Annotated in this window: 9 protein-coding genes; 3 read left to right on the forward strand and 6 right to left on the reverse strand. The window is 59.4% G+C overall.

All coding sequences use genetic code 11. The features are described 5' to 3' along the window. Positions 1 to 30: 30 nt before the first annotated feature. Positions 31 to 1,818 (reverse strand): AMP-binding protein, encoded by a 1,788-nt coding sequence (locus P8K07_08525; GenBank protein ID MDG1958567.1) that lies wholly within the window; start codon positions 1,816 to 1,818, stop codon positions 31 to 33. Positions 1,819 to 1,944: 126 nt separating this feature from the next. Here P8K07_08525 and gcvP point away from each other — a divergent pair, with 126 nt between their 5' ends. Further along, on the forward strand, positions 1,945 to 4,812 hold the full coding sequence (gene gcvP, locus P8K07_08530) for an aminomethyl-transferring glycine dehydrogenase (GenBank protein ID MDG1958568.1): 2,868 nt from the start codon (positions 1,945 to 1,947) through the stop codon (positions 4,810 to 4,812). Between the two features lie 22 nt (positions 4,813 to 4,834). On the opposite strand, the gene sthA is transcribed toward gcvP, so the two are convergent. Genes sthA through P8K07_08545 form a run of 3 tightly spaced genes read right to left on the reverse strand, consistent with a single transcriptional unit; the run spans position 4,835 to position 10,586 of the window. Continuing rightward, positions 4,835 to 6,229: a Si-specific NAD(P)(+) transhydrogenase gene (gene sthA / locus P8K07_08535; GenBank protein MDG1958569.1), complete on the reverse strand. Its 1,395-nt coding sequence runs from the start codon at positions 6,227 to 6,229 to the stop codon at positions 4,835 to 4,837. Positions 6,230 to 6,243: 14 nt separating this feature from the next. Continuing rightward, positions 6,244 to 9,426, reverse strand: coding sequence for an efflux RND transporter permease subunit (locus P8K07_08540; protein ID MDG1958570.1), 3,183 nt, complete (start codon positions 9,424 to 9,426; stop codon positions 6,244 to 6,246). Next, positions 9,423 to 10,586: an efflux RND transporter periplasmic adaptor subunit gene (locus tag P8K07_08545; GenBank protein ID MDG1958571.1), complete on the reverse strand. Its 1,164-nt coding sequence runs from the start codon at positions 10,584 to 10,586 to the stop codon at positions 9,423 to 9,425. Before P8K07_08545 ends, P8K07_08540 begins: the two co-directional genes overlap by 4 nt. A gap of 84 nt (positions 10,587 to 10,670) precedes the next feature. On the opposite strand from P8K07_08545, the gene P8K07_08550 reads away from it, so the two are divergent. After that, a complete protein-coding gene (locus P8K07_08550) occupies positions 10,671 to 11,477 on the forward strand; it encodes an enoyl-CoA hydratase-related protein (protein ID MDG1958572.1) in 807 nt (268 codons plus the stop codon). A gap of 6 nt (positions 11,478 to 11,483) precedes the next feature. Here the strand turns inward: P8K07_08550 and msrB are convergent, their stop codons facing one another. Next, on the reverse strand, positions 11,484 to 11,894 hold the full coding sequence (gene msrB / locus P8K07_08555; GenBank protein MDG1958573.1) for a peptide-methionine (R)-S-oxide reductase MsrB: 411 nt from the start codon (positions 11,892 to 11,894) through the stop codon (positions 11,484 to 11,486). Continuing rightward, the gene (locus P8K07_08560) at positions 11,891 to 13,678 is read right to left on the reverse strand and encodes an ATP-dependent DNA helicase (GenBank protein ID MDG1958574.1); all 1,788 of its coding nucleotides are present in this window, start codon (positions 13,676 to 13,678) and stop codon (positions 11,891 to 11,893) included. The genes msrB and P8K07_08560 overlap by 4 nt, the downstream gene beginning before the upstream one ends. A 93-nt stretch (positions 13,679 to 13,771) precedes the next feature. Between P8K07_08560 and P8K07_08565 the strand changes: the two genes are divergently transcribed. Then, positions 13,772 to 14,404, forward strand: coding sequence for a CoA pyrophosphatase (locus P8K07_08565; protein ID MDG1958575.1), 633 nt, complete (start codon positions 13,772 to 13,774; stop codon positions 14,402 to 14,404). Positions 14,405 to 14,431 lie beyond the last annotated feature (27 nt).

Below are 14,431 nucleotides of genomic sequence, written 5' to 3' on the forward strand. Positions count from 1 at the left end.
GTCGGGGCGGTTGGAAAGCCGCCTCGATCCCTATTTTTTTGTGTAGAGACTCTCGATCTCGGCCTGATAGCGCTCGTGGATGCCGCGTCGTTTGAGCTTGGATGTGGGCGTCAGAAGGTCGGAATCAGGCAGCCACTCTTCGCCGAGGATGCTGATCTTTTTGACGCGCTCTGCATTGTTGAACGACTTCATGGCGTCTTCCACAGCGCCTTCGAGTTCTCCGATGATCTCGGGGTGCCGCGCCAGTGCTTCGAGGCTTGTGTCGGAGAGATCTTTGGATGCTGCCCAGGCTTTTGCGGCATCAGGGTCGAGTACCACCAGTGCGGAGACGAAGGGCCGGCCATCGCCGATCGCACAGGCCTGACCAATCAAGGGAATCATCTTGAGAGAAGATTCCAGGTTCGAGGGGCTGATATTCTTGCCACCTGCCGTGATCAGGAGTTCCTTTTTGCGGTCGACGATCTTCAGATAGCCATCCGCATCGATCTCGCCGATATCGCCTGAGTGGAGCCATTGCTCGGAATCCAGAGCTTCGGCGGTTTTGGCGTCTTCCTTCAGGTAACCTTGGAATACGTTGCCGCCACGGCAAATAACCTCGCCATCGTCCGCCAGTCGAACCTCACAGCCGGGGATCGCTTTGCCCACGCTGCCCGCTTTGACGATCCAGGGGGAGAACGTGATGGGTCCACTCGACTCCGACATTCCGTAGATCTCGGCGAGCGGTACACCCAGTCCACGGAACCAGAGCATCATTTCGCGGGGCAGGGGTGCGGCACCTGTGACCGCAAGTTTGCACTCGTCCATGCCGATCAGGGCGCGCACCTGCGAGAAGGCAACCTCATCGAGGAAGTTCCAGGTCTCGCGATCCTGCTCGGTCGCGGTGCCGTCGGTCATTCTTTCACGCAAGGGAATGGCAGCTTCGATTGCATCCGTGAACTTGGCCTTGCGCTCGGGGTCGGCTGCGAGCGCAGCATTGACGCCGGCATACATCTTCTCCCAGATCCGCGGTACCCCGAAGAAATAGGTCGGGCGCACTTCGCGCGCGTAATCGGCGACCTGCGTTGGTTCCGGGCAAGTGGTGACCGTACAGCCAAAAGCCAACTGCTGGTAATGACCCACCATGCGCTCGGCAATATGAGCCATGGGCAGATAGGAGACCAACTTGACCCCGCGATAGGACTCCCAGCCGATCGTGATTCGCAGTGACTCGACGGTCCAGCAAACATTATAATGGCTGAGCATGACGCCCTTGGGTGGGCCGGTGGTGCCGGAGGTATAGATCATTGTGGCCAGATCTTCCGGCTTTGCGGTGGTCGCGGCGGCCTGCAGGTCCATCGGCTCGCCGGCGGTGAGGTCTTCCCAGCTGAACTCGCCGTCTTGATGATCGCGGAGGCTTCCGAGCGCCTGAAGTTTCGGCAGGTTGCTTCGGGCTGGCCGGAATCGGTCGAGGAAGCGGCTGTCTTCGACGAAGGCCAGTTTCGCTTCGCAGTGATTCGCCAGATACTCAATCTGGCCCTCGGAAGACGAGTTGTAAATCGATACGGGCGCGGCGCCGAGGAAATAGGCCGCGGTATCAATAATGTGAAACTCGGGGATATTGCGCATCATCAGAACGAGCCGATCGCCATGCCCGATCCCGAGACGAGAGAGCCCACCGGCCACGCGCGCCACAAGCTCGGCATATTCGTCGAAGGTCCAGCTGCCATAGCTACCGTCGTCGTTTTTCCAGCGCAGGGCTTCTTCGGGGCCATGTTCGGCAACGGTTGCGAGAAAGCTCGTGGCCAAGGTCTGGCCGGCTACAGTCTCTTCAATGCTCATTATTTTCTCCCCCGGGGGGCCCGCCATGGGCGCCAACTCCTGTTTTCCTAGCGAACAGCCTCGCCGATTCACAAGTCCCCGGTGTTCGGGTTTGCCGAGAGGTCCTGCTGGCTTTACAGTTTAACTATGCCTTTCCGTACAGCGCATCCTCTCGACCCCTCCGACACGTTTATTTCTCGCCATATCGGCCCGCGTGAGGCGGACCTCGCCGATATGCTGGCTGCTCTGGACTGTGAGTCCCTCGAGGCGCTCGCCGCGAGGACGGTGCCGGAGGCGATCCGGCTGGAAACGCCGCTGGAATTGACGGATGAAGGCGAACGCGCACTCGGCGAAACCGAGGTTCTGGATCGCTTGCGGGAGCTGCTCGCCGAGAATCGCCCCCACCGCTCCTGTATCGGCATGGGCTATTCGGACACGATCGTTCCGCTCGTGATTTTGCGCAATGTGCTCGAAAATCCGGGTTGGTACACCCAATATACGCCTTATCAGGCCGAGATTTCTCAGGGGCGGCTCGAGGCGCTGCTGAATTTCCAGACGATGGTGGCTGACCTGACTGCTTTGCCGCTGGCCAACGCTTCTCTGCTGGACGAGGCAACGGCGGCTGCCGAGGCGATGGCGATGTGCCGAGCAGCCTCTCGAGGCAAGCGGAGCCGTTTTCTGGTTTCGGCGGCTTGTCACCCGCAGACGATTGGTGTCGTGCGCACGCGCGGGACCTCCATGGGTATGTCGGTTGAAGTTGCCGACGTGCATGAATTCAAATTCGACGCAGACGTCGCTGGTATTCTGCTGCAATACCCGGATACCGAGGGGCGTCTTCTCGATCCGAGTGCGGCAGTCACGCAGGCCCATGACTGCGGGGCTCTGGTGGTCATGGCCGCAGATATTCTGGCCCTGACCTTGATCAAGCCTCCCGGCGAGTGGGGGGCGGATATCGCCATCGGATCGACGCAGCGATTTGGCGTCCCACTCGGTTATGGCGGACCTCATGCGGCCTATCTCTCGACGCGCGAAGAGCACGCCAGACGAATTCCCGGCCGCCTGGTCGGTGTTTCGCGCGACGCTCAGGGGAAATCGGCCTATCGTCTCGCTATTCAAACCCGCGAGCAGCATATTCGTCGAGATCGCGCGACCAGCAATATATGCACAGCGCAGGTTCTCCTTGCCAATATTGCCGGATTTTACGCGGTCTATCATGGACCAGAGGGTTTGATCCGGATCGCCCAACGGGTTCGCGGAATGGCCATGGCTCTTGCCGAGGGGCTGCGCGGTGCGGGAATCTCGGTCGGCGAAACGGAATTTTTCGACACGATCAAATTTGCTCCGAATCAAAGGACGGCCGCCGACGTTCTGGCGGCAGCGCAGGAACTCGGATTCAACCTTCGGGCCTTCCCCGATGGGGAGGTGGGGATCGCACTCGATGAGACCACAACGCGTGCGGACGTCGCGAGCTTGCTCGCTGTTTTCGGTGTCGAAGGTGCGGACATCGACACACTTGCGGCGAATGGCGATCGTTCCCTTGGCGGCTTTGCCCGGACCTCTGATTTCCTCGAGCACCCGGTGTTTCATTCCTACCGCGGCGAGCACGATATGTTGCGATACCTCCACCGGCTCGAGAGTCGAGATCTCTCGTTGAATACCAGTATGATCCCTCTCGGGTCCTGCACAATGAAACTGAATGCCACCGTCGAGATGCTGCCGGTGACCTGGCCTGAAATCGGCTCTGTGCATCCCTACGCGCCACGTGATCAGGTTCGGGGTTACCATCGCATGCTTGATCTGCTCGAGGTTTGGCTCGCGGAGATCACCGGCCTGCCCGCGGTCTCCCTCCAGCCGAATGCCGGTTCTCAAGGCGAATATGCAGGCCTTTTGGCCATTCGACGTTTTCACGACGCCAACCAGGGCACGGAGAGAGACGTCTGCCTGATTCCCGTCTCGGCGCACGGCACCAATGCAGCCACAGCCGTGATTGCCGGGTTTCGTGTCGTCGCCGTAGCCTGCGATGCTCAGGGGGATGTCGACCTGAAGGACCTTGCCGCGAAACTGGCAGCTCACGAGTCCCGGATCGGGGCCCTGATGATCACATACCCATCCACGCATGGCGTTTTTGAAGAACGAATTCAGGATATTTGCCAGATGGTTCATGAGGCCGGGGGGCAGGTCTATATGGATGGCGCCAATATGAATGCGCAGGTGGGACTGACTTCACCGGCGAGAATTGGCGCCGATGTCTGCCACCTCAACCTCCACAAGACCTTTTGTATTCCTCATGGCGGTGGCGGTCCGGGTATGGGACCGATTGCCGCACGCGAGCATTTGCGTCCATTCCTGCCCGGCGATCCGATCGAAGGCGAGGGCGGGGTGTCGGCCGCTCCTTACGGGAGTCCGAGTATCTTGCCGATCAGCTGGGTTTATATCGCTCTGATGGGCGGCGGTGGGCTGACCCGAGCAACCCAGGTAGCTATTCTCAATGCCAATTATATGGCGCGTCGTCTGCATAAGGATTTTGATGTTCTCTACACCGGACCTGATGGCCGAGTTGCCCACGAATTTATTATCGATTGCCGTCCTTTCGAGAAATCGGCCGGGGTAACCGTCGAAGATATCGCCAAGCGCCTGATCGATTACGGATTCCACGCACCCACGATGAGTTTTCCGGTGGCTGGGACGTTGATGATCGAGCCGACCGAGAGCGAACCAAAAGCCGAACTCGACCGCCTATGTGACGCCTTGCTGGGGATCCGCGACGAGATTCGTCAGATCGAGTCGGGCCAGATGGATCGGGACGATAACCCCCTGAAACACGCACCCCATCCTGCTGTCGCAGTGACGGCCGACGAGTGGGGCCATGCCTATAGTCGGGAGCAGGCGGCCTGGCCTGCCGGGTGGCTCCACGAGCATAAATTCTGGCCGGCGGTCGGTCGAATCGATAACGCGTGGGGCGATCGCAATCTCTCCTGTACCTGTCCACCGCTGGCGGACTTGGCAGAACCCTAGAGCCGACCTCGGGACCGGTACTCTAGAGTCGGTTCAGGCCATCGAGCGCGGCAACTTTATAAGCCTCGGCAAGAGTCGGGTAGTTGAAGACCGTATCGCGCAGGAACTCCATGGTGCCTCCTAACGTCATCGCGGCTTGGCCGATATGGATGAGCTCGCATGCGCCATCGCCAAGGATATGGACGCCAAGTATTTCCAGCGTTTCGGCATGGAATAGTAGCTTGAGCATGCCGGAGCTGTCTCCGATCATATTGCCCCGGGCCAGTTCGTCGAACCGCGCAGAGCCAACCTCGTAGGGAACCTTCTCGTGGGTCAGTTCCTGCTCCGTTTTACCGATCATGGATACTTCGGGAATCGTATAGATCCCGTAAGGAAGGAGTGGTGGTTTGCCCGGCTCGTGGCCCGCGAACATATGGGCGGCGGCAAGCCGTCCCTGTTCCATCGACGTCGAGGCAAGTGCGGGGAATCCGATCACATCTCCCGCTGCATAGATATGCGGTTGGGCGGTCCTGTAGGCGGCATCTACCGGGATCCGACCACGAGCATCGGTTTCGATGCCCAGCAGGCCGAGACCCAGACTATCTGTGTTGGCGTCGCGGCCGACCGTATACAGAAGTGTATCGCCGGTCACCCGCTTGCCGCTTTCCAGCAGGGCGCTCACCCGGTCCTTGGAATCGATCTCGACGCTGGTGACCTTCTCGCCCAGACGGAATTTTGCCTTGCGGGATCGAAGGTGGAAACAGAGCGACTCGAGAATCTCATGATCCACGAACTCGAGAATATCCTCGCGTGCATCCACGATGGTGACCTCTGATTTGAGGGCGGTTGCCATCGATGCATATTCCAGGCCGATGACGCCTGCACCGACCACGATCGAGCTGTTGCCCACCGGGCTTCGCCCATGGCTTTCGAGCACCATTTGGTCGGAGTCCATGATTCGTTGCCCGTCGGTGGGTACGGAGGGCGCATGAGCCGGACGCGTTCCTGTGGCGATCATGATGAAATCCGCCGTGATCTGCTCGCTCCCCTCGGATGACTCGACGAGGAGAGTATGCTCATCGAGAAAGCGAGCGACTCCCGAGATCAGACGGATGTGATTGCGCAGGAGTTGATCGCGTACAATCTCCTGCTCGCGACTGACCACTTCATGGACGCGCACCGAGAGATCGGCCCACGTGATCTGTTCTTGAAGTGTATAGCTTCGTCCGTAAAAAGCCCGCTGGCGGAAACCGGACAGATAGAGGACGGCCTCGCGGAGAGTTTTGCTCGGAATCGTCCCAGTGTGGGTACAGGCCCCGCCCAGCATGACCTCGCGATCGACGATCGCCACCTTTTTGCCCATTTTGGCGGCATTGATCGCGCCCTTTTGGCCGGCCGGACCGCTGCCAATTACTGCCAGATCAAAATGTCGCGCCATGAGAACCTCATTGTTCAGGACGAATCGCTCGTAGGGTCCGCCGGTTGCCCTGGCAGAAGACCCTGAACGTCCTCGAGGGTCAAGTACAGCATGGGAACCACATACAAGGTCAGGAGGCTGGCCACCCCGAGGCCGAAGACGATGGAGGCTGCGAAAGGGCTGAAGACTGTCGAATACCCTGACAGACCGATGGCCATGGGTGCGAGTCCCATCACGGTGGTCACGGTCGTGAGAAAGATCGGACGGAAGCGTTTCTCGCATCCGCTCATCACGGCATCGACCGAAGAGAGGCCTCGCTCCCGCTCCTTGTTGATGAAGTCGATCAGAACCAGCGAATCGTTCACCACAATGCCTGCAAGGCCTACAATTGCATAGAGCACATACATCGAGAGTGCATAGCCACTCCACACCAAAGAGAGCAGATAGAGTCCGAAAGTGACTCCGATAAACGAGAATACAATCACGCTCATCACGATCGCGGGCTGAGCGTAGGACCGGAACTGTGCGGCGAGAATTGCATAGATTGCGAGAGCGGCCAGCAGGAACGCACGGCCCATATCCGCGAAGGCATCGTCTGTGGCCTGAAACTCGCCTCCGAAGACAAGATCAACTCCGGGGTAGCGATTCGGGATATCCGAGAAGGTGTCCTGCATCAGGTTATTGACCGAGACGGAGGTCGCGTTTTCACCGTCGACATCGGCGTAGACCACGACGGCTCGTTGTGCGCCATAGTGGTAGAGCCTTTGGTAGCCGCGCTCTAGTTCCAAATCGGCAACGTCGCCTAGTTGGACGAGGTAGCCATCTCTCGCACGGACCTCGATATCCATCAGATCCCGAATGCTGTCGCGATCGTCTTGTTCCAGAAGAACGCGGATGTCGATATCGTCGGATTGGTCCGGTGGCCGGAAGCTGGATGAAATCAGACCTTCGTTTGCTGCCGTCAATGCGAACCCGACGTCCTGAAAAGTGAGCCCGTGAATCGAGGCGCGGTTTTCATTCAAGACGACGCGCATTTCTCGCGGGCCGAGCGGGACGTTATCCTCGATATTATAAACCCCGGGGAGACTCGCCAGTTTGAGCTTCATTTCGCCGGCGATCTGCTTGGCCTCTTCGTAGTTTTCGGACTGGATTCGGATCGCGACGGGTTTGCCTATAGGGGGGCCGTTGCGCGGTGGCGCCACAATCAGGCTTTCGATTTCGCCGGGGTGGTTGTCCTGGTAGACCGTCAGTCGGTCGCGCACCATACTCAGCAATCGGTCGGGATTGGAGGTGTTCTCGGCGGTTTCGGGGAAGGTGATATAAAGCACCGCCCAGTTCACTCCAAGAACGGGTCTTTCGTCGGACGTCATTCCCATGCCGATGTTGGTGGAGATGTCGGTGATTTCGTCCCCGAGGTCCTTGAGAGCGGTTTCGACCCCCGCGATAATTTTGTCCGTGGTATCGAATCCCGCGTCCCGCGAGGATTTGATGGTGACAAAAAGCATATTGTAGTCGCTGGGAAAGAGATCGACTGGCACGCGTGTGAAAAGCGCGATTGCGAAAAGGAATGCTGCGCCACACGTGGCGAGAAAGGCATGACGCTCGGGCAAGAGTCGGGTCTGAGATCGAAGGTAGCGTTCCCGCAGGCTCGCGAGCCGTGCGTCGGAAGCGGTTCGGATCGCCTGAAATCGCTGCGTAAGACGATTCCCGCGGGTGGTCTCTCCAATCGAATGACGACTTCCCCAGTCCAGATAGTGCACCGGCAGGATCAGCAATGCCTCGAAAAGCGAGCCGATCAGGCATACGACAACTGTTTTGGGCAGAATCGACATGAATTCGCCGGACGTGCCCGAGATCGTCAACATCGGGATGAAGGCGGCTGCTGTGGTCAGCACGGCAGCCGTGACAGGCCACATCACCTCTTCGGCACCGGCGATCACAGCCTCGTGAATCGGCTCGCCGTTCTCCACGTGCCGATAGATATTTTCCACCAAAATAATGGCATCGTCGACGAGCATGCCGCTGACCATGACGAAGCCTACAAGCGAGAGCGAGTTGATGGTGATGTCGAAGAAAGGAAAGAGCGTCAGGGCGACCAGGAAAGCGAATGGCACGCCGATGACCGCGACCATCGCATTGCGCAGTCCGACGGTCAGCCAGAGCAGGACGATCACGAAAAGAACCCCGAGAAGAAGGTTCGAGGTCATGATGCCGATGCGATTCGCAACGTAGCGCGAGTCGTCGGTCGGAACCTCGACGGCGATGCCGGGTGGAAGCAACTTGCGGTAGGAAACAAGTTCTACGCCCACATTCTCCATCAACTCGATGACATCGTAGTCGCTCTCCTTGGAAAGCCCCAGGAAGATCGTACTCTCGCCATTGAGGCGGGAAGAGAGACGGCGCTCCTCAAAACCTTCTTCGATCCGCGCGAGTTCGGAAAGACGAATATGAGTGCCGGAGGCGCTCTTGCCGACAATCGTCGCGGCAATGGCATCCATGCTTTCGTACTGACCAAGGCCGCGCACGGTGATCTCGCCGAGGGATTCATTGGTGAAGCTGCCGCCGGGAAAATTCCGATTGTTGCGCGATAGCGTCGCGCTGATCTCGGGCAGGGTCAGGTTGTATTGGAGCGCTTTCTCGCGGTCCACGACAATCCGTAACTCGCGGTCCCGTTCGCCGCGCAGTTCTGCCCTGCGTACGCCCGGGACTTTCTCCAGCTTGCGCTTGAGGTCCTCGGCCACATGCAAGATGGCCGATTCTCCGACGCCTCCTGTATCGGTGACCGCGACTGTCGCGACGTGATAGACTTCGGAGACCGAGATTTCCCTGAGGATCGGGCGCTCGGCATCCTCGGGAAGGTCCGATACGCGCTCGATAGCCGAGCGCAGGTCGTTCAGGGCCGACTCGGCCTCGCTATCGCTGAGCGATTCATCCCATTCAATATTGATCTCGGAGAGCCCGTAGGTCGAATAACTCGACATATTCTTGATGCCGGAAATTCCGTCGAACTCCTCTTCAAGTTTGGACGTGATGAGACGTTCAACCTCGCCGGGAGAGGCGCCGAACCAGGGGGTCACGACGATCGCTGTATTGAACGAGATGTCGGGGAAGACATCGATAGGGATGCGTTTGGCCGTTTGGAATCCCGCCACGATCAAGAGCGCGAATGCCAGATTGATCAGAACCGGCTGGCGGACGGCGAAACGGGGCAAGCTCATCGATTTTCCTCGGGGTCGAGCGATACGAGCTCGTTATCGCTGAGTTGGCGCAGGTCGGAGGTTGCGATACGCTGTCCCGGTTCAAGGCCGCTGACCACCTCCACCAGAGTGGCTCGAAAGGGAACTGGTCTCACACGAATCGGGATCTGTCGAAGCCGTTGGAGGTCGGTGTCGGGCTCGTCTTCGGATAGAAATACCGAGGTGACGCCGAGCTGGCTGAGGACCGCCTCGCGTGGAATCGCGAGGATTCGGGTCGAACGTGCCAGCTCGATCCGGGCTTGCGCGACCATTCCCGGACGAAGGTTTCGGTCGATATTGGGTACTTCGATCTCGACAGGGAATTTCCGGTTGTCGGCATTCGCGGCCCGAGCGATTCTTTGAGCAACGCCCTTAAATACACGATCGGGCATCGCTTCAACGAAAACCTCTGCTGTGGAGCCCTGCGGAACCCACGCGATGTCCCGGTCGGTAAGCCCGACCTCGAGGGTCAGTAAATCCAACGAAACCAGTTCGCCCACTTCTTGCCCGGTTCGCACGAATTCGCCTTCTTGCGGTTGGAAGGATCGCAGCACACCCGAAAAGGGTGCTCGGATGGTGCGCTTGGCGCGGTCGTCGAGCGCACGATCCAGTTGCGCTCGTGCTGAAGCCAGGGCTGCGCGAGCGACCCCGAGCCTGCTCTCCGTGCTGTCGATCTCGGATTGGGAAAGCACTTCCCGTTCGGCGAGAGAAGTGCTTCGTCGGCTCTGTGCGGTCGCGAGCGCCAACTCACTCTCGGTTCGATCCACCTGCGCCTGCGCCTGGCGTACCGCTATCTCTGCGGGAATCGGGTCAATTTCGAGAAGGATCTGGCCCTTGGTCACCGGATCGAGGGCTTGTGCGCCCATCACGACAACTCGCCCGGAACTCTCTGCCGAGAGTCGTACTTCGCGGTCGGCTTCCAGAATGCCGGACAGCCGCACCTCGGCATCGACCAGTTGCTCGCTCACGAGAGTGCTGGAAACGACACGTCGCCCTCGGTCCGGTGACGGCGCACCGGAGTCCCCGCCATCGGGCGCTGTTGCAAGAAGAACCACAAAGCCTGCTAGGAGCACGAGGCCTGTCCCGAGAAGCTTGCGCCGCAGCGAAGAGCGGTCCGAGGTTGATTGCGTATCTTCAGTCATGACTCGTTGGCTCTAACGGAATCTCGGGCAGGGGCAATATTTGACAGTTGGCATAATCCGGAACGCATAGGCTAGAAATCCAGCATGAGCGATCTTTTATACGAGAAAGAAGCGGGTGTCGTCACCATCACCATGAACCGGCCAGAGCGTCGAAACGCGATCAGCCCCGAGATGATGGTGCGGTTGGGTGAGGCCTGGGTGAATTTTCAGGCCGATGATGATCTGCGGGTCGCGATTCTGACGGGCGCTGGTTCCGAGGCGTTCTGCGTTGGCGGGGATCTCCAGCTGTTGATTCCCCTGTTCACCGGCGCGCGTCAGCCCGAAAGTGAATGGGACCAGAAGTTGATGGGGAACCTCGGATTCACCATGACCTCGTTGCTCAAGGGTTTCGAGCTCTACAAGCCGGTGATTTCAGCGGTCAATGGCACCGCAACCGCGGGTGGCTGCGAGATCTTGCAGGCCACTGACATTCGGATTGCCTCGACGAATGCTCGGCTGGGTCTGGCCGAAGCCAAGCGTGGGCTGGTCCCGGGGGGTGGTTCGTTAGTTCGATTGCCGCGACAGATTCCCTACTGCAAGGCTATGGAGATCCTGCTCCTAGGCGATCTGATCGATGCTCAGGAGGCTTGGCGGATCGGGCTGATCAATGAGGTTGTTGCTCCCGACGAATTAATGCCGCGTGCGCACGAGATTGCAGCCAAGTTGGCAGCGAATGGCCCCTTTGCGCTGCGCAAGATCAAGGAAGCCGTGCTTCGGACCAGCGGCCTGCCTTTGGGTGAAGCTCACGATATCGAGAACCAATTGTCCGGGGAAGTGATGTCCTCGGCCGATGCCCGGGAGGGGCCGAAGGCTTTCGTCGAAAAGCGCACTCCGAATTGGAAGGGTCGCTGAGAAGTCTCAGTCTTGCTGGCCCTCGTCCGGCGCGAACCCAAGGCTCAGAGAGTTGATGCAAAACCGTTGGCCTGTAGGTTGCGGCCCGTCGGGAAATACATGCCCCAGGTGAGATCCGCAGTTGCGGCAGAGCACTTCGGTGCGCACCATGCCGTGGCTGTGGTCTTGTTCTTCCTCGACCATCTCGAGATTGGCTGGCTCGTAGAAGCTGGGCCAACCCGAGCCGGATTCGAACTTGGATTCGGACCGAAAAAGAGCTTCCCCGCACGCGGCGCATAGGTAGGCACCTTTTTCGTGGTGGTCGCAGTAGGTGCCGGTAAAGGCCCGCTCGGTGCCTTTCTGGCGGCATACGGCGTACTGCTCGGGCGTCAGGGTCTCCCGCCATTCCTGCTCGGACTTCTGAATCTTTCGCGTCATGAGTCTTTTCCTCTCTCGTCTACCGAGACTAGGGGACTTTCGGAATTCTTCAACTCCCCGAGTTCGCGGAGAAACGCGGGCCCGTAGTCGGCGAGTTTTTTGGGACCGACGCCGGCAATCTCGGCGAGCGCGACTTCCGACTCCGGGTTTTCGATCGCCATGGATTGAAGGGTGGCGTCGTTGAAGACCAGATACGCCGGGATCCCGCGCTCAGCTGCAATCGTTTTCCGGAGGGCCCTCAGCGCAACAAAGCGTGCTTCGGCTGCAGGGTCGAGGCCTGTGGTCACGCCGAGTCTGGGACCCTTTCGACGGCGATTGCGGGCTTCTTCAATTCGATCGATCCCCAGGCATCGGTCACAGGACTCGCCGCAATTCTCGATGGTTTCTCCGAAATGGCCAACGATTGCCCGATGTCGGCACTCTTCGCGCTCCACGAGGCGAAGCATATGGCGGACTTTTCTTTTCTGGCGGTCGGCGGTCTCGGCATCGAGTTCCTGAAGCATATATTCAGCGCTTTTTACGTCGCTCCAGCCATAAAAAATAAAGCAATCGCTCGGGGCGCCATCGCGGCCAGCTCGTCCGATCTCCTGGTAATAGGCTTCAACGGAACGGGGCATGTCGCGGTGAATGACAAATCGAATATTTGGTTTGTCGATGCCCATTCCGAAAGCAACTGTGGCGACGACTACGTCGACTTCGTCCCGGCGGAAGGCATCCTGAACACGGTTCCGTGTCTCGATTTCCATGCCCGCATGGTAGGGCAGCGCGCGGATGCCCTTGCGCTCAAGAAATGTCGTCAGTGACTCCACCGATTTTCGAGTCTGGCAGTAAACGATGCCACTCTCGTCGGGTCTTTCCCGGACCAGTGCGAGAATCGCATCGCGGACTTTGAGATTGGGTCCTTTGGGCTTGCCGTGCAAGCTCAAGTTGGGTCGAAAGAAGGAGCCGCGGACCTCGAGTGGTGCGCGCATGCCGAGCTGCTCGCCGATGTCGTGGATGACATCTTGTGTCGCGGTAGCCGTCAGTGCGAGCACGGGAATTCCTCCAAAGCGACTTTTGAGTCCGGCAAGATTTCGGTAGGCCGGACGGAAATCGTGGCCCCATTGGCTGATGCAATGAGCTTCGTCGACCGCCACGAGCCGAATATCCGCACGGGTCAGGACATCCCCGAGCCAGGCATCGATGCCTTCGGGCGCGGCGTAGACCAATTCGTAGGACCCCGCGATCAAGTTGCGGACGCGGTCGCTTCTTTCCGATGAGTCGAGGCTGGAATTAAGATAAGTGGCTCGGACGCCCACCGAGGTAAGTGCGTCTACCTGATCCTTCATCAGCGCGATCAGCGGCGAAATGACCAGGGTTGTACCGCCAAGAAGCCGCGCCGGGATCTGGTAGGTCAGCGACTTGCCGGCGCCGGTCGGCATCACGCCGATACAGTCGCTGCCCGAAAGGACGCCGGCGATGAGGGGCTCCTGCCCGGCACGGAACTCGCTATAACCAAAGGTTTCGGCAAGCACCGCTCTGGCCGGCGCGCCGGCGCCTGCCTCCGGGCCGATTCGGCGGGGTTGTTTGAGCGCAGTGGCGACGACCTTCAGTCGTGAAATGAGCTCTGTCGGGAAAGTTTCCTTGTTCGTGGACCAGAGGCTGCGCAGCCGAGCGAGTAACGATTGGCAGGCACTTCGGCCCTGAACATCGGTGTCGTCGAGGTTCGCGACGCGTGTCTCGAGTTCCTCGACGAGGACGTGGAGTTGATTGATGTCGAGACCGGTGGCGGGAATTGCAGACATGCGGAGTCACAGGTTCGAGGATCGCGAGGGTATGTGCAACCCCGATGGATCTCGGGATCGGCCGATGGAGCGCTTTCTGTTAGCAATAGGGTCATGTCGGAGGCAAAAACGCGTTTGGATTTGGCTTTGCGGCATCGCGTGGAAGCGAATCTGGCGAGATTCGACCGTCGACGTCTCGCTGATCCGGGTCTGCGTCGTGCCGCGGTTGCGGTCGTTCTGGTGGCGGGTGACGCTGGAGAGCCAGCGTTTATTTTGACGCGTCGCGCGTCGGGGTTGTCCGACCATCCCGGCCAATTCGCATTGCCCGGCGGCCGAATCGAGCCCGGGGAGACTCCCGCAGAAGCCGCGTGCCGCGAGACCGCCGAGGAAGTCGGTCTGGTTTTGGATCGCAGCGCCTTGCTCGGGCGCCTGGACGATTACCGGACGCGTTCGGGATTTATTGTAACGCCGTTTGTGGCCTGGGGAGGGCCGGCTCCGGATCTAAAGGGTAATCCGGATGAGGTTGCCATCGTGTATCGGGTTCCGTTGTCGGACCTGGACCAAAAATCGATTCCGGTCCTGCGCAGGATACCCGAGAGCGAACGACCGGTCTTGTCGCTTCCTTTGTGTGCAACGCAGGTGCACGCGCCCACCGCGGCCTTTATTTTTCAATTCCGTGAAGTCGCATTGCGAGGCGTATCGATGCGTGTGGATCGATTCGAGGAGCCAGTATGGGCCTGGAAGTAGGACCCGTGCTTGGGGAAGGTTGGAGTT

The organism is Candidatus Binatia bacterium (assembly GCA_029248525.1).
Taxonomy (GTDB): domain Bacteria; phylum Desulfobacterota; class Binatia; order UBA12015; family UBA12015; genus UBA12015.

Excerpts from the sequence above, each read along its gene's own strand:
- P8K07_08525 (MDG1958567.1), bottom strand. The coding sequence starts at position 1,818 with ATGAGCATTGAAGAGACTGTAGCCGGCCAGACCTTGGCCACGAGCTTT.
- gcvP (MDG1958568.1), top strand. The coding sequence starts at position 1,945 with ATGCCTTTCCGTACAGCGCATCCTCTCGACCCCTCCGACACGTTTATT.
- sthA (MDG1958569.1), bottom strand. The coding sequence starts at position 6,229 with ATGGCGCGACATTTTGATCTGGCAGTAATTGGCAGCGGTCCGGCCGGC.
- P8K07_08540 (MDG1958570.1), bottom strand. The coding sequence starts at position 9,426 with ATGAGCTTGCCCCGTTTCGCCGTCCGCCAGCCGGTTCTGATCAATCTG.
- P8K07_08545 (MDG1958571.1), bottom strand. The coding sequence starts at position 10,586 with ATGACTGAAGATACGCAATCAACCTCGGACCGCTCTTCGCTGCGGCGC.
- P8K07_08550 (MDG1958572.1), top strand. The coding sequence starts at position 10,671 with ATGAGCGATCTTTTATACGAGAAAGAAGCGGGTGTCGTCACCATCACC.
- msrB (MDG1958573.1), bottom strand. The coding sequence starts at position 11,894 with ATGACGCGAAAGATTCAGAAGTCCGAGCAGGAATGGCGGGAGACCCTG.
- P8K07_08560 (MDG1958574.1), bottom strand. The coding sequence starts at position 13,678 with ATGTCTGCAATTCCCGCCACCGGTCTCGACATCAATCAACTCCACGTC.
- P8K07_08565 (MDG1958575.1), top strand. The coding sequence starts at position 13,772 with ATGTCGGAGGCAAAAACGCGTTTGGATTTGGCTTTGCGGCATCGCGTG.